This is a genomic window from Sulfurimonas sp. NWX367 (assembly GCF_039667065.1).
GTDB lineage: Bacteria > Campylobacterota > Campylobacteria > Campylobacterales > Sulfurimonadaceae > Sulfurimonas > Sulfurimonas hydrogeniphila.
In genome coordinates, this window is the sequence record NZ_JALCZM010000002.1 from 226,135 (window position 1) to 247,861 (window position 21,727).

37 protein-coding genes are annotated in these 21,727 nt (G+C 38.9%); 25 read left to right on the forward strand and 12 right to left on the reverse strand.

Annotated elements, in window-relative coordinates; genetic code table 11:
- Positions 1-55: 55 nt before the first annotated feature.
- The 23 genes from rpsJ to infA all read left to right on the forward strand — a co-directional run bounded on the left by rpsJ (position 56) and on the right by infA (position 10,724).
- On the forward strand, positions 56-367 hold the full coding sequence (gene rpsJ, locus MNY28_RS05735; RefSeq protein WP_013326019.1) for a 30S ribosomal protein S10: 312 nt from the start codon (positions 56-58) through the stop codon (positions 365-367).
- An 8-nt stretch (positions 368-375) separates the two neighbouring features.
- Complete coding sequence (rplC, locus tag MNY28_RS05740) at positions 376-951, forward strand: 50S ribosomal protein L3 (protein ID WP_151901244.1); 576 nt, start codon at positions 376-378, stop codon at positions 949-951.
- A complete protein-coding gene (rplD, locus tag MNY28_RS05745) occupies positions 951-1,565 on the forward strand; it encodes a 50S ribosomal protein L4 (protein ID WP_188109991.1) in 615 nt (204 codons plus the stop codon). Before rplC ends, rplD begins: the two co-directional genes overlap by 1 nt.
- Positions 1,565-1,846 (forward strand): 50S ribosomal protein L23, encoded by a 282-nt coding sequence (locus MNY28_RS05750; RefSeq protein WP_151901246.1) that lies wholly within the window; start codon positions 1,565-1,567, stop codon positions 1,844-1,846. The genes rplD and MNY28_RS05750 overlap by 1 nt, the downstream gene beginning before the upstream one ends.
- Before the next feature lies 1 nt (position 1,847).
- Positions 1,848-2,693, forward strand: a complete 846-nt coding sequence (rplB, locus tag MNY28_RS05755; RefSeq protein ID WP_151901247.1) for a 50S ribosomal protein L2 — start codon at positions 1,848-1,850, stop codon at positions 2,691-2,693.
- Positions 2,694-2,695: 2 nt separating this feature from the next.
- On the forward strand, positions 2,696-2,971 hold the full coding sequence (gene rpsS / locus MNY28_RS05760) for a 30S ribosomal protein S19 (protein WP_151901248.1): 276 nt from the start codon (positions 2,696-2,698) through the stop codon (positions 2,969-2,971).
- Positions 2,972-2,973: 2 nt separating this feature from the next.
- A complete protein-coding gene (gene rplV, locus MNY28_RS05765) occupies positions 2,974-3,291 on the forward strand; it encodes a 50S ribosomal protein L22 (RefSeq protein ID WP_013326025.1) in 318 nt (105 codons plus the stop codon).
- Between the two features lies 1 nt (position 3,292).
- Positions 3,293-4,009 carry a 30S ribosomal protein S3 gene (gene rpsC, locus MNY28_RS05770; RefSeq protein ID WP_151901249.1) on the forward strand — a complete coding sequence of 239 codons (717 nt, stop codon included), beginning with the start codon at positions 3,293-3,295 and terminating at the stop codon, positions 4,007-4,009.
- Positions 4,010-4,011: 2 nt separating this feature from the next.
- Complete coding sequence (gene rplP / locus MNY28_RS05775) at positions 4,012-4,437, forward strand: 50S ribosomal protein L16 (RefSeq protein WP_151901250.1); 426 nt, start codon at positions 4,012-4,014, stop codon at positions 4,435-4,437.
- The gene (gene rpmC / locus MNY28_RS05780) at positions 4,424-4,612 is read left to right on the forward strand and encodes a 50S ribosomal protein L29 (protein ID WP_151901251.1); all 189 of its coding nucleotides are present in this window, start codon (positions 4,424-4,426) and stop codon (positions 4,610-4,612) included. The genes rplP and rpmC overlap by 14 nt, the downstream gene beginning before the upstream one ends.
- A gap of 9 nt (positions 4,613-4,621) precedes the next feature.
- Positions 4,622-4,867 carry a 30S ribosomal protein S17 gene (gene rpsQ / locus MNY28_RS05785; protein WP_151901252.1) on the forward strand — a complete coding sequence of 82 codons (246 nt, stop codon included), beginning with the start codon at positions 4,622-4,624 and terminating at the stop codon, positions 4,865-4,867.
- Positions 4,868-4,871: 4 nt separating this feature from the next.
- Entirely contained in the window at positions 4,872-5,240 is a 369-nt protein-coding gene (rplN, locus tag MNY28_RS05790; RefSeq protein ID WP_013326030.1) for a 50S ribosomal protein L14, read from the forward strand.
- Positions 5,240-5,470 (forward strand): 50S ribosomal protein L24, encoded by a 231-nt coding sequence (gene rplX / locus MNY28_RS05795; protein ID WP_151901253.1) that lies wholly within the window; start codon positions 5,240-5,242, stop codon positions 5,468-5,470. The genes rplN and rplX overlap by 1 nt, the downstream gene beginning before the upstream one ends.
- 3 nt (positions 5,471-5,473) lie before the next feature.
- Positions 5,474-6,019, forward strand: coding sequence for a 50S ribosomal protein L5 (rplE, locus tag MNY28_RS05800; RefSeq protein ID WP_151901254.1), 546 nt, complete (start codon positions 5,474-5,476; stop codon positions 6,017-6,019).
- Positions 6,019-6,204 carry a type Z 30S ribosomal protein S14 gene (locus MNY28_RS05805; RefSeq protein ID WP_151901255.1) on the forward strand — a complete coding sequence of 62 codons (186 nt, stop codon included), beginning with the start codon at positions 6,019-6,021 and terminating at the stop codon, positions 6,202-6,204. Before rplE ends, MNY28_RS05805 begins: the two co-directional genes overlap by 1 nt.
- 72 nt (positions 6,205-6,276) lie before the next feature.
- Positions 6,277-6,675, forward strand: a complete 399-nt coding sequence (gene rpsH, locus MNY28_RS05810; protein ID WP_151901256.1) for a 30S ribosomal protein S8 — start codon at positions 6,277-6,279, stop codon at positions 6,673-6,675.
- A 9-nt stretch (positions 6,676-6,684) separates the two neighbouring features.
- The gene (gene rplF / locus MNY28_RS05815; protein WP_346389189.1) at positions 6,685-7,221 is read left to right on the forward strand and encodes a 50S ribosomal protein L6; all 537 of its coding nucleotides are present in this window, start codon (positions 6,685-6,687) and stop codon (positions 7,219-7,221) included.
- Positions 7,222-7,234: 13 nt separating this feature from the next.
- Entirely contained in the window at positions 7,235-7,591 is a 357-nt protein-coding gene (gene rplR / locus MNY28_RS05820; protein ID WP_151901258.1) for a 50S ribosomal protein L18, read from the forward strand.
- 8 nt (positions 7,592-7,599) lie between these two features.
- Positions 7,600-8,040: a 30S ribosomal protein S5 gene (gene rpsE, locus MNY28_RS05825; RefSeq protein WP_151901259.1), complete on the forward strand. Its 441-nt coding sequence runs from the start codon at positions 7,600-7,602 to the stop codon at positions 8,038-8,040.
- 4 nt (positions 8,041-8,044) lie between these two features.
- Positions 8,045-8,443: a 50S ribosomal protein L15 gene (gene rplO, locus MNY28_RS05830; RefSeq protein WP_151901260.1), complete on the forward strand. Its 399-nt coding sequence runs from the start codon at positions 8,045-8,047 to the stop codon at positions 8,441-8,443.
- 2 nt (positions 8,444-8,445) lie between these two features.
- Positions 8,446-9,708 carry a preprotein translocase subunit SecY gene (gene secY, locus MNY28_RS05835; protein WP_226067371.1) on the forward strand — a complete coding sequence of 421 codons (1,263 nt, stop codon included), beginning with the start codon at positions 8,446-8,448 and terminating at the stop codon, positions 9,706-9,708.
- A gap of 2 nt (positions 9,709-9,710) precedes the next feature.
- Positions 9,711-10,469: a type I methionyl aminopeptidase gene (map, locus tag MNY28_RS05840; RefSeq protein WP_151901262.1), complete on the forward strand. Its 759-nt coding sequence runs from the start codon at positions 9,711-9,713 to the stop codon at positions 10,467-10,469.
- Between the two features lie 36 nt (positions 10,470-10,505).
- Positions 10,506-10,724, forward strand: a complete 219-nt coding sequence (gene infA, locus MNY28_RS05845; protein WP_151901263.1) for a translation initiation factor IF-1 — start codon at positions 10,506-10,508, stop codon at positions 10,722-10,724.
- 29 nt (positions 10,725-10,753) lie between these two features.
- Here the strand turns inward: infA and MNY28_RS05850 are convergent, their stop codons facing one another.
- The 3 genes from MNY28_RS05850 to MNY28_RS05860 form a co-directional block, all read right to left on the reverse strand.
- A complete protein-coding gene (locus tag MNY28_RS05850) occupies positions 10,754-11,047 on the reverse strand; it encodes a chorismate mutase (RefSeq protein WP_151901264.1) in 294 nt (97 codons plus the stop codon).
- 126 nt (positions 11,048-11,173) lie between these two features.
- Positions 11,174-11,377: a hypothetical protein gene (locus tag MNY28_RS05855; protein WP_346389190.1), complete on the reverse strand. Its 204-nt coding sequence runs from the start codon at positions 11,375-11,377 to the stop codon at positions 11,174-11,176.
- Positions 11,377-12,234, reverse strand: a complete 858-nt coding sequence (locus MNY28_RS05860) for a S1-like domain-containing RNA-binding protein (protein ID WP_346389191.1) — start codon at positions 12,232-12,234, stop codon at positions 11,377-11,379. The genes MNY28_RS05855 and MNY28_RS05860 overlap by 1 nt, the downstream gene beginning before the upstream one ends.
- A 748-nt stretch (positions 12,235-12,982) precedes the next feature.
- Here MNY28_RS05860 and MNY28_RS05865 point away from each other — a divergent pair.
- Positions 12,983-13,180, forward strand: coding sequence for a hypothetical protein (locus MNY28_RS05865; RefSeq protein ID WP_151901267.1), 198 nt, complete (start codon positions 12,983-12,985; stop codon positions 13,178-13,180).
- Positions 13,181-13,384: 204 nt separating this feature from the next.
- On the opposite strand, the gene MNY28_RS05870 is transcribed toward MNY28_RS05865, so the two are convergent.
- The 8 genes from MNY28_RS05870 to selD are packed head-to-tail and all read right to left on the reverse strand — an operon-like array spanning position 13,385 to position 20,147.
- Positions 13,385-14,551, reverse strand: a complete 1,167-nt coding sequence (locus MNY28_RS05870; protein WP_346389192.1) for an NnrS family protein — start codon at positions 14,549-14,551, stop codon at positions 13,385-13,387.
- A gap of 14 nt (positions 14,552-14,565) precedes the next feature.
- The gene (locus MNY28_RS05875; protein ID WP_346389193.1) at positions 14,566-15,816 is read right to left on the reverse strand and encodes a spore photoproduct lyase family protein; all 1,251 of its coding nucleotides are present in this window, start codon (positions 15,814-15,816) and stop codon (positions 14,566-14,568) included.
- Between the two features lie 26 nt (positions 15,817-15,842).
- Complete coding sequence (locus MNY28_RS05880; RefSeq protein WP_151901235.1) at positions 15,843-16,337, reverse strand: Hsp20/alpha crystallin family protein; 495 nt, start codon at positions 16,335-16,337, stop codon at positions 15,843-15,845.
- 28 nt (positions 16,338-16,365) lie between these two features.
- Positions 16,366-16,791: an Hsp20/alpha crystallin family protein gene (locus tag MNY28_RS05885; protein ID WP_151901234.1), complete on the reverse strand. Its 426-nt coding sequence runs from the start codon at positions 16,789-16,791 to the stop codon at positions 16,366-16,368.
- A gap of 11 nt (positions 16,792-16,802) precedes the next feature.
- A complete protein-coding gene (locus MNY28_RS05890) occupies positions 16,803-17,246 on the reverse strand; it encodes an Hsp20/alpha crystallin family protein (protein ID WP_346389194.1) in 444 nt (147 codons plus the stop codon).
- A 59-nt stretch (positions 17,247-17,305) separates the two neighbouring features.
- Positions 17,306-17,989, reverse strand: coding sequence for a Crp/Fnr family transcriptional regulator (locus MNY28_RS05895; protein WP_151901232.1), 684 nt, complete (start codon positions 17,987-17,989; stop codon positions 17,306-17,308).
- A gap of 20 nt (positions 17,990-18,009) precedes the next feature.
- The gene (gene mnmH, locus MNY28_RS05900) at positions 18,010-19,110 is read right to left on the reverse strand and encodes a tRNA 2-selenouridine(34) synthase MnmH (protein WP_346389195.1); all 1,101 of its coding nucleotides are present in this window, start codon (positions 19,108-19,110) and stop codon (positions 18,010-18,012) included.
- A 2-nt stretch (positions 19,111-19,112) separates the two neighbouring features.
- Positions 19,113-20,147 carry a selenide, water dikinase SelD gene (gene selD / locus MNY28_RS05905; RefSeq protein WP_346389566.1) on the reverse strand — a complete coding sequence of 345 codons (1,035 nt, stop codon included), beginning with the start codon at positions 20,145-20,147 and terminating at the stop codon, positions 19,113-19,115.
- A gap of 422 nt (positions 20,148-20,569) precedes the next feature.
- Here selD and MNY28_RS05910 point away from each other — a divergent pair, with 422 nt between their 5' ends.
- Entirely contained in the window at positions 20,570-21,013 is a 444-nt protein-coding gene (locus MNY28_RS05910) for an HAD hydrolase family protein (protein ID WP_346389196.1), read from the forward strand.
- Here MNY28_RS05910 and MNY28_RS05915 read toward each other — a convergent pair.
- Entirely contained in the window at positions 21,003-21,632 is a 630-nt protein-coding gene (locus MNY28_RS05915; RefSeq protein WP_346389197.1) for an NAD(P)H-dependent oxidoreductase, read from the reverse strand. The genes MNY28_RS05910 and MNY28_RS05915 overlap by 11 nt on opposite strands.
- Positions 21,633-21,727: the final 95 nt, after the last annotated feature.

Below are 21,727 nucleotides of genomic sequence, written 5' to 3' on the forward strand. Positions count from 1 at the left end.
CCGTTCCCTTAAAATAGTTGGGCTAGGATCCAACGAGTTCTTTAGAAGGAAAAACATGGAAAAAATTCGTTTAAAATTGAAAGCTTACGATCATCGTGTGTTAGATAGATCAGTAGCGTCAATCGTAGAGGCTGTAAAGCGTACAGGTGCCGTAATTCGTGGTCCAATACCTTTACCAACAAAAATTCGTAAATATACAGTATTGAAATCAGTTCACGTTAACAAAAAAGCGCGTGAGCAGTTTGAGATTCGTATGCACGCAAGAATGATCGACATCGTTTCTGCAACACCGGAAACAGTGGATTCATTAATGAAACTAGATCTTGCACCGGAAGTGGACGTTGAAGTTCGCTCTATGGACAAATAGGAGTAATCGTGGAATATATTGTTGAAAAAATCGGTATGAGCCGTACTATCACAGTTCCGTCTAAACCAGTTACTCTGTTAAGAGTTTTAGATGCGAAAGTATGTGAAGTGAATGAAGGTACTGCTATTGTCGCGTATAACAGTGGTAAAAAAATGAATAAAGCAATAGAAGGTCAACAGAAGAAATACAACCTTCCGACTGAATTTAACCGTTTTGTTACATTAGAAGTAACAAATACCGAAGCCGGTGATTTGGATTTAGCTCCGCTTGCAGAGGCAAGTGTACTTAAAACTACTTTCAACACAAAAGGTCGTGGTTTTTCAGGTGCAATGAAGCGTTGGAATTTCGGTGGTGGTCCTGCATCTCACGGTCACAGATTTGGTCGTAGAACAGGTTCTATCGGTAATGCTGAATGGCCAGGTCGTGTAATGAAGGGTAAAAAAATGCCTGGACAATACGGAAATACACAAAACAGTGTGAAAAATGAAATCGTTTCTTTCGATGCTGAAAACAAAATCATTGCGGTTTTAGGTTCAGTTTCAGGTGCTAACGGTTCTTTAGGTCGTGTAAAGGTAGCTAAATAATGAGCGCAATCGTTTTAAATGAAAAAATGGAAAAAGCATCTGAGTTAGCATTGCCAGAGTCTTTCTCTGGAATTAACCCTCATAACCTTTACCTTTATGTAAAGTCTGCTCAGGCTGCACAACGTGCAAACACAGCGACAACTAAGGGTAGAAGTGAAGTACGCGGTGGTGGTAAAAAACCATGGGCTCAAAAAGGTGGCGGTCGTGCCCGTGCGGGTTCTCGTCGTTCTCCTATATTCGTAGGCGGTGGTAAAGCTTTTGGTTCTCAAAACAACCGCAACTACGATTTAAAAGTAAACAAAAAGCAGAAAAAACTTGCTTTAAACTTTGCTTTGAATGAGCATGCACAAAATGGTACTCTTTTTATCGTTGACAGCATCTCTGTTGAGTCTGGTAAAACTAAAGATGCGGCAGCAATGTTCAAAGCTTTAGGTCAAAGAGATACACTTTTTGTTAAATCTTTATTGGATGAAAAAACATATTTGGCGTTTGAAAATCTGCACCAGACATATGTTATTGAATCTAATGAGTTAAACGCATACTTAGCTGCCAACTATCGCTCAATCGTGATAGAAAAAGCTGTATGGGAAACTTTGACAAGTGAGGCTAAGTAATGGCTGATATTACAGATATTAAATCTATTTTATATACAGAAAAGACTTTGGGTTTACAAGAAGATGGTGTTATAGTTGTTCAAACATCACCACGTATGACTAAAACAGGTCTTAAAGAGGTGTTTAGAGAGTATTTCGGAATAATTCCAACAAAAATCAACTCTCTGAATCAAAGCGGAAAAGTAAAACGTTTCCGTGGTGTACAGGGGAAACAAAATGACTTTAAAAAGTTCTATGTTACTCTCCCTGAAGGTGCACAAATAGAAAGTTTGGCGGTATAAGATGGCAATTAAAACTTATAGACCGATAACTCCGTCTCGTCGTTTTTATACGAATGTAGACAGTTCAGATATCACTGCTAAAGCGAGTGTCCGTTCATTACTTGTAAAACTTCCGACAACAGCCGGTCGTAACAACAATGGTCGTATCACTTCTCGTCACAAACAGGCTGGGGCGAAAAAGCTTTACCGTATTATTGATTTTAAAAGAAACAAGTTTGGTGTACCGGGTACAGTCTCTACTATTGAGTATGATCCGTACCGTAACTGTCGTATCGCATTAATTACATATGCAGACGGTGAAAAAAGATACATCTTGCAACCAAAAGGTTTAAATGTTGGCGATACAGTTGAAGCTGCAGAGTCTGGTTTGGATGTTAAACCGGGTAATACGATGAAACTGAAAAACATTCCTGTCGGTACACTTGTTCATAATGTTGAGTTAAAAGTGGGCAAAGGCGGACAAATGGTTCGTTCAGCCGGAACTTCGGCTCAGATTATGGGTCGTGACGGCAAATATGTATCTTTACGTATGCCTTCATCAGAAATGCGTTTAGTGCTTGGTGAGTGTTTAGCTACTGTAGGAATTGTTGGAAATGAAGAATTTGCTAACATTGTTATAGCAAAAGCCGGTCGTCAGCGTCACCTTGGTATTCGTCCACAGACTCGTGGTTCTGCGATGAACCCGATTGATCACCCGCATGGTGGTGGTGAAGGTAAAACGAACTCAGGTCGTCATCCGGTTACTCCTTGGGGTAAACCAACGAAGGGTGCTAAAACTCGTCGTAAGAAAGCTAGTGATAAGTTAATTATTACTCGCCGTAAACCAAATGCTAAAAGGGTAGGTTAATAATGGCTCGTTCAGTAAAAAAAGGTCCATTCGTAGATGATCATTTAATGAAAAAAGTGGAGGCTATGAAAGCCGAAGCGAAGAAAAAACCTATTAAGACATGGTCAAGAAGATCTATGATTCTTCCTGACATGGTTGGTTTGACAATAAATGTTCACAATGGTCGCCAGTTCGTTCCTGTATATGTTACAGAGAACCATATTGGTTATAAACTTGGTGAATTTGCACCAACTCGTACATTCAAGGGCCACAAGGGCTCTGTTCAGAAGAAGGGGTAGTCATGGCTAGAGCATTACTAAAATTTATCCGTGTATCACCTATCAAATCTCGTCTTATTGCACGTGAAGTGCAGGGTATGAATGCTGAAGAGGCAATGGCAGCTTTAGAATTCACTCCAAACAAGGCGGCAAAAATTATCTCTAAAGTAATTGCGTCTGCAGTTGCGAACAGCGGTAGTGAAGCTGAAGATTGTGTAATTACATCATGTCGTGTTGACAATGGTCCAGTACTTAAACGTTTCCGTCCACGTGCTCGTGGTATGGCGTCTGGTATTCGTAAACCAACAGCACATATCTTAGTAGAAGTAGAGGGTAAATAGTATGGGTCAAAAAGTTAATCCTATTGGTTTACGTCTTGGAATCAACCGTAACTGGGAATCAAGATGGTTTCCTAACTTTAAAACAGCTCCTGCTGCTTTGGGTGAAGATCACAAGATAAGAACATATTTGAAAAAAGAGCTTTACTATGCTGGTGTTTCCAACATCATCATTGAAAGAACAGTGAAAAGACTTCGTGTAACTATCGTTGCTGCTCGTCCTGGTATCATTATCGGGAAGAAAGGTGCTGATATCGAAAAACTTAAAACTGCTGTTCAAAAGTTAGTTGGTAAGTCAATCTCTATCAATATTAAAGAAGAGAAAAAAGCACAGACTTCGGCACAATTGGTTGCTGAAAATGTTGCGACTCAGCTGGAACGTCGTGTTGCATTTCGTAGAGCTATGAAAAAAGTTATGCAGGGTGCGCAGCGTTCTGGTGCAAAAGGTATCAAAGTTGCAGTTGCAGGTCGTTTAGGCGGTGCTGAAATGGCAAGAACTGAATGGTATTTGGAAGGACGTGTTCCTCTTCATACTCTTCGTGCAAAAATTGATTACGGTTTTGCCGAGGCACATACAACATACGGTATTATCGGTGTTAAAGTATGGATCTTCAAAGGGGAAGTACTGACTAAAGGTATTCCTGCAGAAGCGAAAGAAGAGAAAAAAGAGCGTCGTGGCAGAAAACCAGCCAGACGTGAAAATAGTGAAAAGGCTGAATAATCATGTTAATGCCAAAAAGAACAAAATATCGTAAAGTGATGAAAGGACGTAACCGCGGTTACGCTCGTTCTGGTTATAAATTATCTTTTGGTGACATCGCATTCAAAGCGGTAGAAGCCGGTCGTATTAACTCTCGTCAGATTGAGTCGGCTCGTATTTCTGCAACACGTCACATTAAAAGACAAGGTAAGATTTGGATTCGTGTATTCCCTGCCAAGCCGTTAACTGCAAAACCTCTTGAAACTCGTATGGGTAAAGGTAAGGGTGCAGTGGATCAGTGGGTAATGAACATTAAACCAGGTCGTATAATCTTTGAAATGGGTGGTGTGCCGGAAGAGCTTGCTCGCGAAGCATTAACTCTTGCTATGCACAAACTTCCATTCAAATGTAAAATTGTTACTGCGGAGATGAACAATGAAATATTCTGATTTAGCAGATAAAAATGCAGCAGAGCTTCAGGCGATGCTCAAAGAGAAAAAGACAGAACTGTTTACTTTAAAAATTAAACAAAAAATGATGCAATTACAAAATACTAGCGAACTTCGTGTTGCTAAAAAAGATATTGCTAGAATCAATACTGCACTTGCTGCAGTAGCAAAGTAGGGGCGGGCGATGGCTAATAAGCGTGAAATTCAAGGTAACGTAATTAAAATTGCAGGCGATAAAACAGTCACTGTACTTGTTGAACGTCGTGTAATGCATCCTCGTTATCATAAAGTTGTAAAACGTTTCAAAAAGTACCTGGTACATGATGAGCGTAATGAAGTAAAAGTCGGAGACGAGATTATTGCAATCGAGTGTCGTCCGCTTTCTAAGACTAAATCTTTTAGACTTAAATCAGTTGTAAAAGGAGCGTAGTAGTATGATACAAGGTTTTACTCGTTTAAATGTAGCTGATAATACAGGTGCTAAAGAGATTATGTGTATTAAGGTACTTGGCGGTTCCAAGCGTCGTTATGCATCAGTGGGTGACGTTATCGTTGCTTCTGTAAAAAAAGCGATCCCGACTGCCAAAGTTAAAAAAGGTAAAGTTGTAAAAGCTGTTGTTGTCAGAACGCATAAAGAAGTCCAACGTGAAAACGGTTCTTTAATCCGTTTTGATGACAATGCGGCAGTTATACTTGATGACAAGAGAGAACCAATCGGTACTCGTATCTTTGGACCAATCGGTCGTGAAGTACGTTACGCAGGATTCATGAAAATTGTATCTCTTGCTCCGGAGGTTGTGTAATGGCAAAATTTAAGTTTAAAAAAGGCGATATTGTAGAAATTATCGCTGGAGATGACAAAGGTACAAAAGCAGCTGTACTTGCGGTATTTCCTAAGAAAAACAAAGTAATCGTTGAGGGTTGTAAAATAGCGAAAAAAGCTGTTAAACCAACTGAAGAGAATACAAAAGGCGGGCATATCAAAAAAGAGATGCCAATCGATGTTTCAAACGTACGCAAAGTGGAGGCATAATAGATGGCTCGTTTAAAAGAAAAATATTTAGCGCTTAAGCCGGAAATTCAAGCAGCTTTAGATATTAAAAATGTAATGCAGATTCCTGAATTTGACAAAATTGTTATCTCTGTCGGTGCAGGTTTTGCTATGAAAGATAACAAACTCATTAAAAATATTGAAGATACTATCACTACTATAGCCGGTCAAAAAGCTTCTACTGTGATTGCGAAGAAATCTGTTGCAGGTTTTAAAGTACGTGAAGGTATGCCTGTAGGTGTTCGTGTAACACTTCGTGGTGAAAATATGTATAACTTCTTCGATCGCCTTGTTTCTATCGCACTTCCTCGTGTGAAAGATTTCCGTGGTGTTCCGAGAAATGGTTTTGACGGTCGCGGTAACTATAACTTCGGTCTTCAGGAACAACTTATTTTCCCTGAAATCAGCTATGATTCAATCATGCAGATTCATGGTATGAATATTACAATAGTAACATCTGCAGATTCAGACAAGGCGGCATTTACTCTTTTAGAGAAAATGGGAATGCCTTTTAGTAAAGGGAGCAACTAATGGCTAAGAAGTCAATGATAGCTAAAGCAAAACGTACTCCAAAATTTAAGGTACGTGGTTATACACGTTGTCAGATTTGTGGTCGTCCACACTCTGTACTGAGAGATTTTGGAATTTGTCGTATCTGTTTTAGAAAAATGGCAAATGAAGGTTTAATACCAGGTGTTAGAAAGTCTTCTTGGTAAGCCAAGAGGAAACTGCTAGCAGTCAGCAGTTATTTTGCAAAAACAAAATAACTACAAACAAGGAAAATATAAATGGCAATTAATGATTTAGTATCAGATGCGTTAACACGTATTCGTAATGCCGGTATGAGAAGATTACCGGTTACTACTTTGGTACACTCTAAAAGTGTAGAAGCAGTAGCAAATATCTTAGTAGACAAAGGTTACATTGAGTCTTGTAATGTAATCGAAGACGGTGTGAAAAAAACTATCAAAGTTGTACTGAAGTACGGTGAAGATGGAAAATCTGTAATCAATGAAATGAAAAGAGTTTCAAAGCCTGGACGTCGTGTTTATAAAGGTAAAGAAGATATTAAACGTTTCAAAAACGGTTACGGAACTATTATTGTAAGTACATCACATGGCGTACTACCAAATGACAAAGCATATGAGCTTGGCATTGGTGGTGAAGTTATGTGTACGGTATGGTAGGAGTATAGCATGTCAAGAATTGGAAAAAATCCTGTAGAATTTGCCAGTGACATTACTGTTACTACAAATGGAAATGTTATAACTTTTGCTAAAGGCAAAAACAGTGTTGATTTAGATACTAAAGGTTATGTGACTTTCGAAGTAGAAGGAAACACTTTAACTTTTAAAAATCTTTCAGACTCTCGTGAGCATAGAGCTTTCTGGGGAACTTTCAGAGCATTGGCCCAAAATATCGTAACAGGTTTGACTACCGGTTATGAGAAAAAACTTGAAATTAACGGTGTTGGTTACAGAGCAGCCGTTAAAGGAAAAGTTTTAAATCTTCAGCTTGGTTTTTCTCATGATATCAATTATGAGTTACCTGAAGGTTTGGAAGCAAGCGTTGAAAAGAATGTGATAACTCTTAGAAGCCATGACAAACAAATGTTGGGTCAGGCAGCTGCAGAGATCAGATCATTCCGTCCACCAGAGCCTTACAAAGGTAAAGGTGTTAAATACATAGATGAGCATATCGTGCGTAAAGCCGGTAAAACTGCTAAGAAATAAGGGAGGAAGATAGATGAATGCTAAAGTATTAAAAAGCAAAATTGCGAATCGTTTAAAACGTAAGCGTCGTATCCGTGCAAAAATATCTGGTAGTGCTGAACTTCCTCGTGTTTCTGTATTTAAATCAAACCGTTACTTAAGTGTACAGGCAATTGATGATGCAACTGCAACAACAATTTGTTCACTACACTCAAAGGCTACTGGTCACAAAGCTAATAAAGAAGGTGCTGCTGCACTTGGTGAGGCATTTGCTGCCAAACTCAAAGAAGCAAACATCTCTGAGATTGTATTTGACCGTAATGGTTACCAATATCACGGCGTAATTGCTGCATTTGGTGACGCAATTCGTGCAAACGAAATCAAGTTCTAGGAGCACAGATGGAAATCAATAGAGATGATTTTGAAGAATCAATAGTAAATATTGGTCGTGTAACAAAAGTTGTTAAGGGTGGTAGACGTTTTCGTTTTACTGCACTTATCGTTGTTGGTGACAAAAACGGTACTGTAGGTTATGGTGTTGGTAAAGCAAAAGAGGTTCCTGATGCTATACGTAAAGCTGTAGACAATGCTTTTAAAAATTTAACAACTGTTAAGATAAAAGGTTCTACAATAGCACATGACATTGAGCATAAGTATAATGCCAGTCGTGTTTTATTAAAGCCGGCATCAGAAGGTACCGGTGTTATTGCTGGTGGAGCAGCGAGACCTGTTCTTGAACTTGCAGGGATTAAAGATATCCTTACAAAGTCAATCGGTTCAAACAATCCAAACACACTGGTACGTGCTACAATTGAAGCACTTTCTCGTATAAAAGGATAGGAAAATGGGTATTGAAAATTTACAACCTGCTCCGGGTTCAACACATTCTCGCAAACGTGTTGGGCGTGGTCAAGGTTCTGGTACTGGTAAGACTGCCGCTCGTGGTCAAAAAGGTCAGAAATCTCGTTCAGGTTACAAAAGAAAAAGAAACTTTGAAGGTGGGCAACAGCCACTTGCAAAACGTTTGCCAAAAATCGGTTTTCACTCGAAAGTGATCAAACCGTATGTCATAAACGTTGAAAAAATCAAAGCTGTAGCAGAACTTGGTGAAATTACAATGGAATCAATCCGTTCAGTTCACAAGGTTGCTTCTTCAGTGACTAAAATTAAACTAGTAGGTGCCAAAGCAAAAGATTTGGCATCGAAAATTAAAGACGAAAACGTTACAACAACAGGTAACTAGTTGTGAATAAAAATCTAGTAAATAAGATACTTATTACTATCGGTTTTTTATTTATCTACCGCCTACTGGCCTATGTGCCGGTTCCTGGCGTAGATACAGCTGTTATTGCTTCTTTCTTCGACTCACATCAATCAGACGCATTGGGATTGTTTAACATGTTCAGTGGAAATGCTGTACAGAGACTCTCTATTATTTCACTCGGCATTATGCCTTATATCACCGCCTCAATTATTATGGAGCTTTTAGCTGCAACATTTCCGACACTTGGTCAAATGAAAAAAGAGCGTGACGGTATGGTGAAATATATGCAGATTATTCGTTATGCGACTATCGTTATAACATTAATTCAGGCTGTCGGTGTCAGTGTAGGACTGCAAAGCTTAACCGGACCTACGGGCAACTCTGCAATTCTTGCCGATCACACTACATTTATCATGCTTTCTGCTGTTTCAATGCTTGCAGGTACAATGCTTTTAATGTGGATTGGTGAGCAGATTACACAAAGCGGAATCGGTAATGGTATCTCTCTTATTATCTTCGCAGGTATTGTTTCGGCAATTCCAAGAGCAATTGGTCAAACAATCGAAATGGTAAATACCGGTGCAATGAGTTTTATTACTGTCATAGCAATTCTTGCTTTGATTCTGACAACGGTAGGAATTATCATTTATGTTGAGCTTGGTGAGCGTCGTGTGCCTATAACCTATGCGAAAAAGACGATGATGCAAAACCAAAACAAACGTGTAATGAACTATATTCCTATTAAAGTGAATCTGGCGGGTGTTATCCCGGTTATCTTTGCCTCGGCAATTTTAATGTTTCCGATGACCGTGCTTTCAAGCAGTACAAATCCGGCTATTCAGGCTATTGCGGATTATCTGAATCCAAACAGTTACTTTTTTAACTTTTTGACCTTTGTGTTTGTTGTGTTTTTTGCATTCTTTTATGCCTCAATCACATTCAACGCAAAAGATATTGCGGATAATCTCAAACGTCAAGGCGGGTTTATTCCCGGTATTCGTACCGGTGATGCTACGAGAGAGTTCTTGAATGAAACGGCAAGCAGATTGACATTTACCGGAGCACTCTACCTTGGACTCGTTGCGACTCTGCCTTTTATGATTATAAAAGGGATGGGGGTACCGTTCTTCTTTGGCGGTACTGCCGTGCTGATCGTTGTGCAGGTTGCTCTTGACACAATGAGAAAAATTGAAGCTCAGATATACATGAGTAAATATGAAACTCTCAGTGCAGTTGGTCTGTAGCAATGGCTATTGCGCTTAGAAAACCTCAAGAAATTGAAAAACTTCGTGCCGCCAACAAAATTGTCGGCGGCACATTAGACCTTCTTCGTAAAAATACCAAAGTCGGTATGAGTTTAAAAGAGATGGATGCCATGGCAGAGGATTATATCCGTTCTCATGGTGCAAAACCCTCTTTTAAAGGATTGTACGGCTTCCCAAATGCGGTATGCACCTCACTCAATGAAGTTATTATTCATGGCATTCCAAGTGACTACAAACTCCAGGAAGGAGATGTTATAGGGTATGATATTGGAACAGAACTTGATGGCTGGTTCGGTGATGCCGCAATAAGCATGGGTGTCGGAGAAATCAGCAAAGAAGATGAAGATTTAATAGCCTGTGCAAAAGATACTTTGTATTATGCTATTGAAAATATCAAAGAAGGAATGCGCTTTAAAGAACTTTCCTATTTAATGGAACAGTTCATATTGGAGCGCGGTTTTGTTCCTTTACGTAATTTTTGTGGGCACGGAATAGGAAGAAAACCTCATGAAGAACCTGAAATTCCTAATTATTTGGCGGGCGGAAATGCGAAATCCGGACCGAAAATAAAAAACGGAATGGTTTTTTGTCTGGAACCTATGATATGTCAAAAAGAGCCAAAACCTGTTATCTTGGATAACGGTTGGGATGTTGTCAGTACCGACGGTTTACGCGGTTCTCACTATGAGCACACTGTCGCAGTTGTTGACGGTAAAGCTGAAATTTTATCTCTTGCGTGAGAGTTAAAGTAAGAAATTTCTTTATAAAGGACTAAAATGGCTAAAGCAGATGTTATTGAAGTTGACGGCAAGATTATAGAGGCTTTGCCGAACGCAACTTTTCGTGTTGAATTAGAAAACGGACATGTTATACTGTGTCATATCGCAGGTAAAATGCGTATGCACTATATTAAAATACTTCCAGGAGACAAAGTGAAACTTGAGTTGACACCATACTCTTTGGACAAAGGGCGTATCACCTACAGATACAAATAGGCAAAAGAGGTCTCGGCCTCTTTTTAATTTTAAAAATTCCCGGCGTTTCTTAACTCACTTATTTCTGTTTCAACCATTTCATCAATCATTATCTTAAAGAGTTCAGAGATCATATTCGGATTGACATTGAGCTCAATCGCCTTTTTTCTTACTTTCTGCATAATATCATCAATCCTGTCCTGGGCTTTTACCTCTGCCACACTCTCTTTGAAACCGGCTGCCTGACGAATTAAATGGCTGCGCTCAGATATCAGTTCAACAAGTTTTTTGTCAATAATATCCACCTCGTCTCTTACTTCCTGCAGTGTATTGCATTTTTTCATATTTTTACTCCTTTTTCAAGTTTTGTTAACACTATTGTAACAATTTAAGTATATAATCTTACTTGCGATTCTCCTTGTATATCTTTAACATGATTCATTATGGATATGCGTCCATAGAGCCCAGCATTAATTGGGCTTTATACTCTTTTTTACTGCTTTGGGCAAATGTGCAAAAGGCATTTCAGTATTTGTTTTTTCATTCTTTTCTATCTTTATTACATCCACTGTCATATTTGAAGGATTAAAACGTAAAACTTTGTAAAAGATATTGTCCTGTATATATTCTACATTTTTTTTACTTAAATCATGTGTTTGTTTCTTTCTTGCCATTACTTTGCCTTGAGATATATACCGGTATCTTTGACCGTAATTTTTCCGTCATCCTGAAGTTGTGTCAAGGAGCGTTTGAACTCTTTTTTACTCAGACCAAATACATTTTTAATCAGCTCGGCATCACTTTTGTAGTTATAAGGCATAATACCCTTGTTCTGTTCTAACAGGTTGAGAACTTTTTGGGCAGAGGAGCCGTCTTTTTTACTGCCGGGACGCCGAAGTGTAAGGTCGATATTGCCGTCTTTGCGCACTGTTTTGACATAGGCAGTCTTTTTGTCTCCCAGTTTTATCTCTTCAAATATTTCATTGTGATATATCAGTCCTTCATATTTACCGTTGACAATACATTTAAAGCCAAGCGGCGTTTTGGAAATGACTAATATTTCTGCCTCTTTGTTCTGTGCAAGGTCTTTGACTTTGCGATCAAAAAAATCACCGAGTTTTTCTGTGCCGACAAGTCTGTGTGTCCGTTCGTCATATATTATGCGAATAAATCTTTTTTCGCCGATTTCAAAAGGTGTTTTTTGAAACATCTTAGGGACAAGTAAATCTTTTGGCAGTCCCCAGTTCATAAAAGCACCGAAAGGAGCCACATCCACGACTTCCAGGAGTGCAAAATCATCCAGCATTGCAAGGGGTCTGTCGGTAGTGGCTACCAGTCTGTCTTCTGAATCTGTGTATAAAAAAACATCTACAAGAGCATTTTCGCACATATCATCTGTGACATACTGTCCGGGAAGAAGGACATCATTGCCGTCCTCAGCCATAAGGTACAGGCCGGGTGTTGTGTCTCTGTCGACACGTAGGGTATTCATTTTGCCCAGTTCCAGGTAAGGGCTTGTCTCTTTTTTCATGGTAATTCCGTTGTGTTAATATGGTGACATTATAGCATTAATTCTTCCCTCTTCTTTAAATAATCCGGTTAAGAAAAAACTTGATGTTTCCAAAGAACTTGGGTTTGAACGCTATAGTGTAACCTGACAAAATACAAAGCCCGCACTGAAGTACGGGTTCCGAAAAGCCTCTTAATCGGAATCGGTACTTTAGTGCCGACTGTTAGGGTGCAAAAGTCTAAATTGTATGAAGGAGTGGTTTTAAAAAAGCCGCTTAACTTAACTGCATTGAGCGGTTCTGAAGCTATTTCCTTTAAAATTTATGTTTCAGTGCCAATACAATACAATCAACTGTTTTACCGGAACCCGCACTGAAGTACGGGTTCCGACAAGCCGCTTAATCGGAATCGGTACTTTAGTGCCGACTGTTAGGGTGCAAAAGTCTAAATTGTATGAAGGAGTGGTTTTAAAAAAGCCGCTTAACTTAATGGCACTGACCGGTTCTGAAGTTATTTCCTTTAAAATTTATGTTTCAGTGCCAATGCCATACAATCAACTGTTTTACCGGAACCCGTACTTCAGTGCGGGCTGTGTGTCTTGGAAATTAAAACCCAGGCTATAGAAAAAGTTTCAAAGTATTATAATACCAATCCCAACCAAGGAGCAGCATATCTTAGATGAAAATGTAAAAATTGCATTGTATATATGAATAAGAGTAGAACAAGTTGTACGTGATATTATTGCATAAAAACTTAACAAGGATGAGAATATGTTTAAAATAATAGTAGAGAGAGAATGTGGCTGTTTTAAAAGAAGTAATCTTCAAAGTAGTACGGAAATAGCGTCAAAAGATGAGGCGTTGATGAAGTCATTGGAGATGGTCAACCATATGAATGATGAATTCTGCGGCAAACACAAGTTTAAAGTTGAAGAAGCTGACAATACTTTTATAATTAAAATGCAGTAAAAGTTACGTATTTATCGGAACCCGTTTTTTAGATGCCAAAGCGCGACTTGTGAGAAAATTAAATATTTTCTGTAACCCAGGAATAAGTCTTAAAAGATGCAAAGCCCGCACTGAAGTACGGGTTCCGGTAAAACCGCTTGATTGAATGGCATTGGCATTGAAGTGCCAGCCCGATCTGAAAATTTTGCTTTTTGCAAAACAATGCTACAATTTTTTTCCAAAAACCAACACTTGAAAATATCTCCCTCCCCAAATCAAAAAGAGCAAGAGCCAGGCAGTAAAAGAGATGTCAAACAAAAATCCAAGCCCCCATCCAAAAGCTATATTGATACTGTAAAGCGTACGGAACAACACAACAAGCTGTATAAATAAAAATATCTTTGTTGCCAATGTATCTGCCTGCGGCGGTTGTCCCGAGTGACCGAGTGTCACACGTGTTCCAAAGCCTATAAGGAGTGTTGTTAAAAAACCTATTGCCAGAAGATGAATATTTAAAAAGAAAAAAGAGGTATCTAAAAATATCTCCGCACCCAAACTGAGCGCTGAAAGAAAGAAAGACAAAGGCAGCCAAAAAAGTGCAAGATGAAGTACCCAGAGAATAGGAGGGGACTGCAAAGGGTGTAAATCCCAGCGTTTAAACTCAAAAAACATATAACCGGCAAGCAGTAAATCTATAACTATCTGCAAGCTTTTTATATCTGCAGAAACAAAGATACTTTTTAAAATAAACAAAACAAAAACAATTTTGACAAAATTTTCATTTTTTGGCGCAAATGAATGGGAGAAGAAAGGAATCATTCTCTGTCCTACACTAAAAGCAAGAAAAATCAGGTACATGTAAAAAGAGATACTGATGGCAACTGGTAAAATTTCCGGTATAAATAAAGAGAGTATAAAAAGAAAATTGCCAAAGAGTCCAAAGTAGTTTGCATTGAGTATCCAAAATGAGTCTGATTTGTCCGCTGCCATTCCTGTTTCATAGATGTTTTTTAGTTTCAATACTATAAAAACCTGAGCTGTCAGACTTATAACCATTGCCCCGAGTAAAAGGGTTTCAGAGCTGAAAACACCGATAAGAAAAAGCAGTGATGCAAGCGTGTTTGCATAAAAAATATTGGAATAGTATTTTTTTGCTATCACCTGTGTCTGATTAAAACGCGGAAAAGTTGTAAATAAGAACCCTGTAAAAAAATTTGTAAAAACCAAAAATATCAAAGAGTAGCTGTGAAATGTCAGCGAGTCTGCATGTAAAGAGAAAATTCCCTTATAATTTAACGCAAAAATAAGCATCATAATGATTGCATTGATAATACCTAAAAGAAAAAACGGCTGATGCGGCTGTGATAAAAAATAACTTTCTCTTGTTTGCATAAAACTATTCCTTTTTATAATAAAAAATCTAGACCGAGTTTTTCACAGTATGCCCCTAGCATAGCGTGTTCAAAGTCATTGTTTGTAGAGTATTGGTAGCCGAATGTTTTTGCCCACATATGATGCTCTTCCATGCACAAATAGAAAAATACCTGGCGGCGCCATGGAGCAAAGCTGGTGTAGGCATGTTTGAACATTTCAACCTTCGTACTGTCTGGATACGATGTCTTTCCGCTGGCGTCTTCATGCGGTATTTGTGTGATTTTAGTTCTAAACTCGCGTTCACGCAGCTGTTTAATCACCGGTTTGATAAAAGTCAATGTCCCAAAACTGACAAGCGCAACCTCTTGTGGAGAGAATTTTAGTATAAGTTCTTCATATACTTCTTGATATTCGTCAAGATAGCCTTCGTATTCTACAATGGGATGAAAATGAAAGCCGACTTTAACACCTTTGTCCGCCATTTTTCGAGCGGCTGCTATACGTTTTGCAAGCGAAGCGGTGAGATGTTCTTCATTGTCAATAATAGTCTGGGTATTGAGACTCCAGGTACAGAGTATATTTTTCGGCACTTCATTTTCAAGCAGATATTTTATATTGTCTGATTTTGTTTTAAATTCTAAAATGACATTGGGATTTTTTCTTGCAAAGGCAAAAAGAGCATCCAAAACACCCTCACGGTTGCCAAATATCAGTGAGTCCGATGCCTGACCGGTACCTATGTGGTAGGTCTTGTTTGGATCAAGTTGCAGATTTAAGAGTTTGTCTGCAAAACTGCTGTCAAAGGTAATGGTATTTTGATTGTAAAAACTCTGAATGGAACAGTAGGAACAGTCAAACCCGCAGCTCTCAACCGCATCAAGCGTGAGCAGATTGCAGCAGCGTGTCTTTTCACTTGCCACAGGGCAGAGTCCAAGGCCAAAACCTTCTTTTGGTACTGTTTTAAAGGTATATTTTTGTTCTTGGGGGATATTTTTGAGGGTAAAGTTTTTATAGGAATTTGGTTTGTTGCGTATATTTTCATAGGCTTTTTTAAGCCTGGAGAAAACAACTTTTCTTTGGGGATGTTCGGGAAATACTGCAGTGATTCTTTTCTCATCCCACATCCCCAGATCTCGCGCGAAATTGATTATCTGTTTGATTTCCTGATAGGAAAATTTGTACTCAAAGGATTTCTCTTCGATAAACTCCTGTTCATGTTTGGGAAGTTTATTAAAAAAACTGTTTTTTATAGCGTTGGTAAATTTTTCTGCGTATGAATTCATAGAGGAATTCTAGCAGAAAAAATTAATTATTTTATAGGGATAAGTCTTGCTTTTGGTTTTTTAACTTCTGTTTTAGGAATCGTGACGGTTAAAATGCCGTTTTCAAATTTTGTTGCAAGTTTGCTTTCATCAATATTTTCAGGCAGTTGAATTGATTTTTGAAACTCACCGTAAAAAATCTCTTTTTTGACAAAATCTTTGGATTTTTCTTCTTTGGACTCTTTTTTCTCACCTTTTACAGTCAAAATTTTATTGTCATCAATGGAAAGTTTAATATTTTTTTTGTCAACTCCCGCCAAATCAAACTTTAATACTATTTTGTCTTTTGCATCCTGAATGTCCGTTCTTGGATAACTGAAATTATTTAATGCCGAACTGCTTAAGTGTGACTCTATTAAAGAGTTGAAATACTGGTTCATTCTTGCAAAATCTGCATCATAGGGGTTCATTGCATCCATACTCGCGAATGCAGATCCGGTCAGCAAAGATGAAAGCAACAGACTGCTTACTAGTTTTTTCATGGCTAACTCCTTGTGTCAGCACCCTTTGTTATTGGATGCTGATATTCTTTGTCTTTTTGGATTCGAGTTTTTCAAGAGTCAGGTACAGTCTTCCGTCTTCAAATTTTGCCTGAATTTTATCTCTGTCTATATTGTCAGGCAGGATAAAACTTCTTGAGATGACGCCAAAATTTGATTCACAGAGATAGTAATCATCCTCTTTGACCTCGTTTTTAAATTTTCTGACCGCTGTAACAGTCAGATAGTCATCTTCGACTTTTAATTCTATATCTTCTTTTTTAACACCCGGTAAATCAACTTCGATTGTGAAGGTGTCATTACGATGTTTTGCCAAGTTTGCCAGAGGAAGATGTGATGCTACATTGTGAAATGTATCTTTGACAACTTCCAAACCTTTTTCAACTTTTTCTTCCGCTTTTTCCACTAACTCTTTTGATGTTTGTACGATATCCATGATAATCCTCCTTACTCGATGTCAATTTTTTTCGTTGTATCTTTTTCGACTTTCAGTTTTGGTATGGTAATCTCGACCACCCCGTTTTCTCCGGTTGCACGGATATTTTCACTGTCTACTTTTTCAGGGAGCGTAAAACTTCTTGAAAAAGTACCGTAGGCACTCTCTATTCTGTAGTAGTCCTCTTTCTCTTCTTCTTTTTTGACTTCTCTTTTGCCTTTGATGGTTAAGATGTTCTTGTCAACACTGATCTCCACATCCTCTTTTTTTATACCCGGCAGATCAAGCTCAATATAGTAGGCATCGTCACCTTCTCTGGTATTTACAGCAGGAATAAAGTCAAAAACCTCTCTTGGCTCTTCGCTGCTTTGTGTTTCCAGTGCATTAAAAAATTCGTTAATTAAATCAAATCTTCTTGTATTTTGTATCGGATTTCTATGTCTTGTCACTAACATGTCTCACTCCTTAAATTTTTTATTTAAGAAATGATAGTCTGTTTTGAAAAAGTATTTTGCTACTTAAGTAGCATTTGGGAGGTTTTGTCTAAAAGTTTTTGAAGATTCTTTACTTTTATGTTGCGTCTGCTGGTTTCTATAATGTCGTCGGCTTTGAGCTGTTTGATGCTTCTTTCTATAACATGACGGACCGTTCCGAGCAGTTTTGCTATTTCGCTGTTGGAGAGATTTTGCAGGAGTTGGTAGCGGAATCTGTGATTGGGGTTTAAATTCTGTACTAAAAGATTTAAAAAACGCTCTTTTGTATCATACAGGGCAAGTTCGGTAGCAAGTTCTTCCGTATAGCGCATGTGCGCAGCAAGGTAGGGAAAGAACTTTTTGTTAAAAGTAGCATCATTTTCAAGCCAGTAGCGGACTCTTTCAATCGGCAGGCGTAAAATATTTGCATCTTCGATAACCTCATAAATAACCTCATGCGGTTTGCCGTCAAGCAGGGAGATGACATCAAACATATCTCCGCGCTTATAGATGAAGAGAGTCTGTTCTTTGTTTGTCTGAAAGTTTATCTGATATGTTTTGACTCTGCCGTTAACGACTATATAAAAATATTTGAGCAGATCATCCGGATAAAATGGCGAAGACCCTTTTTCATACTCAAAAGGTTTGGCATATCGGAAAAACTCTTCTTCAAAGGTTTTATTTGTATTGTTTAAAAGCTCTAATTGTGTTGAATTGTTTTGCATGAGGAAATTGTATCATATTTTCATAACTGGTGTTGTAAAAAGTGCAACACATCAGAAGCATTTCCCTCAAAAACAACAGGTATGGGACTCTTTTTAATCTGGTAATCATACATCGGGTCGTAGTATCTTTGTAACAAAAGGGTAATCCACTCCAAGTAGAATGTTTTTGCCTCTGCCTGGGTATCTTGGGAACAGGCTTCGTCAAAGAGTTGTGCAAGTTGTCTGTAAAGCTGGTCACCCAGACGTTTTTGGATTCTTTTGAGTCCTGATTGCACATTGTGCGCCCATATTTGCGGACCTTCTTCCCCGTATTGTAATGTATACTCTTTGAGTGCGCCAAGAACATACTCCTCATACGTTATGAGTGCGCGAACTTCAATCGGAGTCTGCAGCAATACAAGCTGTCCCTGCATAAAATTGTCATATACGGGTTTTGGAATAAATGTTCTGCCTATATTATGGCTTTCATGTTCCAAAACAAGATGGGTAAAATTTTTATGATGAAACTGTATGAGTTTGTAGGCAAGATTGTTTTCAAAATCAATCTGCGAGGGCTGTGCGTTGACAAAACTTCCAAATGAAGAGCCGCGATGATTGGCAACGGCTTCAAGGTCAATGGCATTTGGCAGTTTATTTAAAAGAATGGTTTTTCCCGAGCCTGTTCTGCCACCTAAAATAAGTGTGGGTGTCTGCGTACTGATGTCTTCACTCTGTTGCATCAAAAAATTGCGAAAAGCCTTGTATCCGCCTTTGAGTCGGGTAATATCAATATTGCTCTCTTTGAGCCACTCCTGCGCAATCCCTGAGCGTTGTCCTCCTCTAAAACAGTAAAGCTTTGCCTCGGGATTTTTTTTGAGGTAGTCCTGCCAGAGGCGGACTCTTTTCTCTTTTCCCTCATTTTGAATAAGAGACTCGGCCAGCTTTATGGCTGCGTCATTTCCGGCCTCTTTGTACCGTATGCCGACAAGTCTGCGTTCTTCATCATCAAGTATAGGCAGGTTTGTTGCATTGATAAACTTTCCTTTTTCAAACTCAACAGGGGCGCGGACATCAAGCAGAGGTGTTTCATTGAGGACAATAGATAAAAAATCATCTGTTACATTTGTAATATTATTGGGCAAAGTCAGACTACCTCTACAAGATATTTGCTTGCTTTACATGTAAATCCGATTGGTTCCAGGCAAAGCCCTGCATTTTTTGTAAGTGCCAAAAAGGCTTCTTTTGTATCTTTTTTCACCACACACAGCAGTCCGCCAGAGGTTTGTGCGTCACATAAAATGTCCTGCTGTTCTTGGGACATCGGAGAAATTTTATTTCCGTAACTCTCAAAGTTTCTGCGTGTGCCTCCCGGAACACAGCCCATCTTCAGATATTTTTTGACATTTTTGAGTGTCGGCACTTTGTCAAATTCTACAACAGCGCTGATACTGCTTCCCTCACATATTTCGCTTAAGTGCCCAAGCAGTCCGAAACCTGTCACATCGGTAAGTGCGGTCACGCCTTTTAATGCGGAGATTTCTGCACCGATTTTGTTCAGGGTACACATGGCTTCTACGGCAATATCTATGTCACCCTCGGCAATTTTTCCCTGTTTTTGTGCCGTTGTCAGTATGCCTATCCCCAGTGGTTTTGTGAGGTAGAGTTCGCAGTCGATTTCGGCAGTATCATTGCGTTTAAGATGTTTATTTTGTGCTATGCCTGTAACTGCAAGTCCAAATATAGGTTCGGGAGAATCTATACTGTGCCCGCCTGCCAGTGGAATACCTGCTTCTTCACAGACTGAGCGGCCGCCGTCAATAACTTCGCGTGCCACATCCGCATCAAGTTTGTCAATCGGCCAGCCAAAAATGGAAATGGCCATAAGCGGTTTACCGCCCATAGCGTAAATATCGCTGATGGCATTGGTGGCAGCTATGCGCCCAAAAGTAAACGGGTCATCGACTATGGGCATAAAAAAGTCAGTCGTGCTTAAAACAGACGTCCCGTTGCCCAAATCAAAAGCCGCGGCATCATCTTTTGAAGAATTGCCGACAAGCAAATCAGGGTAAGCAATCGTTTCTCTCGTGGTTGTTAAAATAGTATCAAGCAGTTTTGGAGAAATTTTACAGCCGCAACCCGCCCCGTGACTGTATTGTGTGAGTTTTATACCTTTCATAATGTATAATGTCCTAAATATTTTTTCATATACTAGTCTTCTTTGACTAAAAGAGAGATTAAGAAGTATGCCGGAATCTGTACTGAAGCATCAATGCCATTAAGTTAAGACAAAAACTGAGATTTTCCTGGAACCCAGGCTTTAGTCTTCAAAAAAACAAAGCCGGCACTAAAGTACCGGTTCCGAAAAAAATGCTTAACTTAATGGCATTGACACTGAAGTACGGGTCCCGAAAAACTGTACTATCCCTCGGAATCGGTACTTTAGTGCCGACTTTAGACTTGGAAATTACACAAAATAATTTGTCTTTGATTGTAACAGTACTGTAGCAAAAGACGATATTTTAAAGTTAAGTGATTTTCTCGGAACCCGTACTTCAGTGCGGGCTTTAGACTTGAAAACTATACAAAACAGGAAGGAAAAAAATGCAGAGAAATATAAAACATATTATTTTGGATTATAACGGTACGCTTGCAAAAGACGGTATTTTACTGGAAGAGGCAAAGAGACTGTTGCCGCTTTTGGCCAAAGAGTATACCTTACATGTAATCACGGCAGACACCTTTGGCAGTGTCAAAAATGAGCTAAAAGAGTATGCTTTACATGTAAAGGTATTAGAGAGTGCAAACCATACTTTGGAAAAAGAGGCATATATTATTGCATTAAATGCAAGTGAATGTGCGGCTGTGGGTAACGGAAACAACGATGTGAAAATGCTGCAAAAAGCAAAAATAGGAATTTGTCTGATTGGAGATGAAGGGTGCAGCACAAAAAGTCTGCTCGCTTCGGATATAGTCTGCAAGTCTGTCACCGAAGCACTCGAACTTTTCATTTACCCTAAACGGTTGACTGCCACACTCAGAGTATAAACTCCACCACTTCGTCGAACGGCAGTCTGATCTGTTTTGGTTGCGGATTGAGTCTGTAGCCAAAAGGAAGCACCATTGCGACTTGAAATTTTTTAGTATCAAGACCTAAAATATCTTCGACTTTTTCTTTTTCAAACCCTTCTATAGGACAGGAATCTATTCCTATATAGGCAGCACCTGTCATCATGTTGGCTGCAGCTATATAGGTCTGTCTTGCACTCCAGCAGTAAATATTTTCATCGCTGCTAAGTGTTTTTTCCAAATGTTTGGCATAGAGGTCCATATACATATCAAGTGATTCCTGCGGCATATTACGTCTTGAAAATCTTTTTTTGACTTCTCCTGACTCCGGTTTGAGACTCTCTATTCCGGCAAGAATAACAACGAGATGCGAACAGGAAGTGATTTGTACCTGGTTCCAGCATGCCGGTCTCAGCTCGGCTTTGAGGTCTTCGTTTGTAATGACCAAAAATTTCCAGGCTTCCATACCGAAAGAGGAGGGTGATTTTCTGCCGCATTCAAGAATAAAACGGATATCATCTTCTGATATTTTTTTGTTTTCATCAAATATTTTACAGGCATGGCGAAAGTTCATCGCATCCATAAATTTGTTTTGCATTGTCTGATCCTTTTTATATATGTCAAATTGCAATAAATTGCAGAGCAGTTGTAAAGATGTTTTATAATCATAGCACAAAAGCCGGGAGGTAAGTA

Bases quoted from the DNA above. Each gene is read 5' to 3' on its own strand.
- rpsJ (WP_013326019.1), top strand. From the start codon at position 56: ATGGAAAAAATTCGTTTAAAATTGAAAGCTTACGATCATCGTGTGTTA.
- rplD (WP_188109991.1), top strand. From the start codon at position 951: ATGAGCGCAATCGTTTTAAATGAAAAAATGGAAAAAGCATCTGAGTTA.
- MNY28_RS05750 (WP_151901246.1), top strand. From the start codon at position 1,565: ATGGCTGATATTACAGATATTAAATCTATTTTATATACAGAAAAGACT.
- rplB (WP_151901247.1), top strand. From the start codon at position 1,848: ATGGCAATTAAAACTTATAGACCGATAACTCCGTCTCGTCGTTTTTAT.
- rpsS (WP_151901248.1), top strand. From the start codon at position 2,696: ATGGCTCGTTCAGTAAAAAAAGGTCCATTCGTAGATGATCATTTAATG.
- rplV (WP_013326025.1), top strand. From the start codon at position 2,974: ATGGCTAGAGCATTACTAAAATTTATCCGTGTATCACCTATCAAATCT.
- rpsC (WP_151901249.1), top strand. From the start codon at position 3,293: ATGGGTCAAAAAGTTAATCCTATTGGTTTACGTCTTGGAATCAACCGT.
- rplP (WP_151901250.1), top strand. From the start codon at position 4,012: ATGTTAATGCCAAAAAGAACAAAATATCGTAAAGTGATGAAAGGACGT.
- rpmC (WP_151901251.1), top strand. From the start codon at position 4,424: ATGAAATATTCTGATTTAGCAGATAAAAATGCAGCAGAGCTTCAGGCG.
- rpsQ (WP_151901252.1), top strand. From the start codon at position 4,622: ATGGCTAATAAGCGTGAAATTCAAGGTAACGTAATTAAAATTGCAGGC.
- rplN (WP_013326030.1), top strand. From the start codon at position 4,872: ATGATACAAGGTTTTACTCGTTTAAATGTAGCTGATAATACAGGTGCT.
- rplX (WP_151901253.1), top strand. From the start codon at position 5,240: ATGGCAAAATTTAAGTTTAAAAAAGGCGATATTGTAGAAATTATCGCT.
- rplE (WP_151901254.1), top strand. From the start codon at position 5,474: ATGGCTCGTTTAAAAGAAAAATATTTAGCGCTTAAGCCGGAAATTCAA.
- MNY28_RS05805 (WP_151901255.1), top strand. From the start codon at position 6,019: ATGGCTAAGAAGTCAATGATAGCTAAAGCAAAACGTACTCCAAAATTT.
- rpsH (WP_151901256.1), top strand. From the start codon at position 6,277: ATGGCAATTAATGATTTAGTATCAGATGCGTTAACACGTATTCGTAAT.
- rplF (WP_346389189.1), top strand. From the start codon at position 6,685: ATGTCAAGAATTGGAAAAAATCCTGTAGAATTTGCCAGTGACATTACT.
- rplR (WP_151901258.1), top strand. From the start codon at position 7,235: ATGAATGCTAAAGTATTAAAAAGCAAAATTGCGAATCGTTTAAAACGT.
- rpsE (WP_151901259.1), top strand. From the start codon at position 7,600: ATGGAAATCAATAGAGATGATTTTGAAGAATCAATAGTAAATATTGGT.
- rplO (WP_151901260.1), top strand. From the start codon at position 8,045: ATGGGTATTGAAAATTTACAACCTGCTCCGGGTTCAACACATTCTCGC.
- map (WP_151901262.1), top strand. From the start codon at position 9,711: ATGGCTATTGCGCTTAGAAAACCTCAAGAAATTGAAAAACTTCGTGCC.
- infA (WP_151901263.1), top strand. From the start codon at position 10,506: ATGGCTAAAGCAGATGTTATTGAAGTTGACGGCAAGATTATAGAGGCT.
- MNY28_RS05850 (WP_151901264.1), bottom strand. From the start codon at position 11,047: ATGAAAAAATGCAATACACTGCAGGAAGTAAGAGACGAGGTGGATATT.
- MNY28_RS05855 (WP_346389190.1), bottom strand. From the start codon at position 11,377: ATGGCAAGAAAGAAACAAACACATGATTTAAGTAAAAAAAATGTAGAA.
- MNY28_RS05860 (WP_346389191.1), bottom strand. From the start codon at position 12,234: ATGAAAAAAGAGACAAGCCCTTACCTGGAACTGGGCAAAATGAATACC.
- MNY28_RS05865 (WP_151901267.1), top strand. From the start codon at position 12,983: ATGTTTAAAATAATAGTAGAGAGAGAATGTGGCTGTTTTAAAAGAAGT.
- MNY28_RS05870 (WP_346389192.1), bottom strand. From the start codon at position 14,551: ATGCAAACAAGAGAAAGTTATTTTTTATCACAGCCGCATCAGCCGTTT.
- MNY28_RS05875 (WP_346389193.1), bottom strand. From the start codon at position 15,816: ATGAATTCATACGCAGAAAAATTTACCAACGCTATAAAAAACAGTTTT.
- MNY28_RS05880 (WP_151901235.1), bottom strand. From the start codon at position 16,337: ATGAAAAAACTAGTAAGCAGTCTGTTGCTTTCATCTTTGCTGACCGGA.
- MNY28_RS05885 (WP_151901234.1), bottom strand. From the start codon at position 16,791: ATGGATATCGTACAAACATCAAAAGAGTTAGTGGAAAAAGCGGAAGAA.
- MNY28_RS05890 (WP_346389194.1), bottom strand. From the start codon at position 17,246: ATGTTAGTGACAAGACATAGAAATCCGATACAAAATACAAGAAGATTT.
- MNY28_RS05895 (WP_151901232.1), bottom strand. From the start codon at position 17,989: ATGCAAAACAATTCAACACAATTAGAGCTTTTAAACAATACAAATAAA.
- MNY28_RS05910 (WP_346389196.1), top strand. From the start codon at position 20,570: ATGCAGAGAAATATAAAACATATTATTTTGGATTATAACGGTACGCTT.
- MNY28_RS05915 (WP_346389197.1), bottom strand. From the start codon at position 21,632: ATGCAAAACAAATTTATGGATGCGATGAACTTTCGCCATGCCTGTAAA.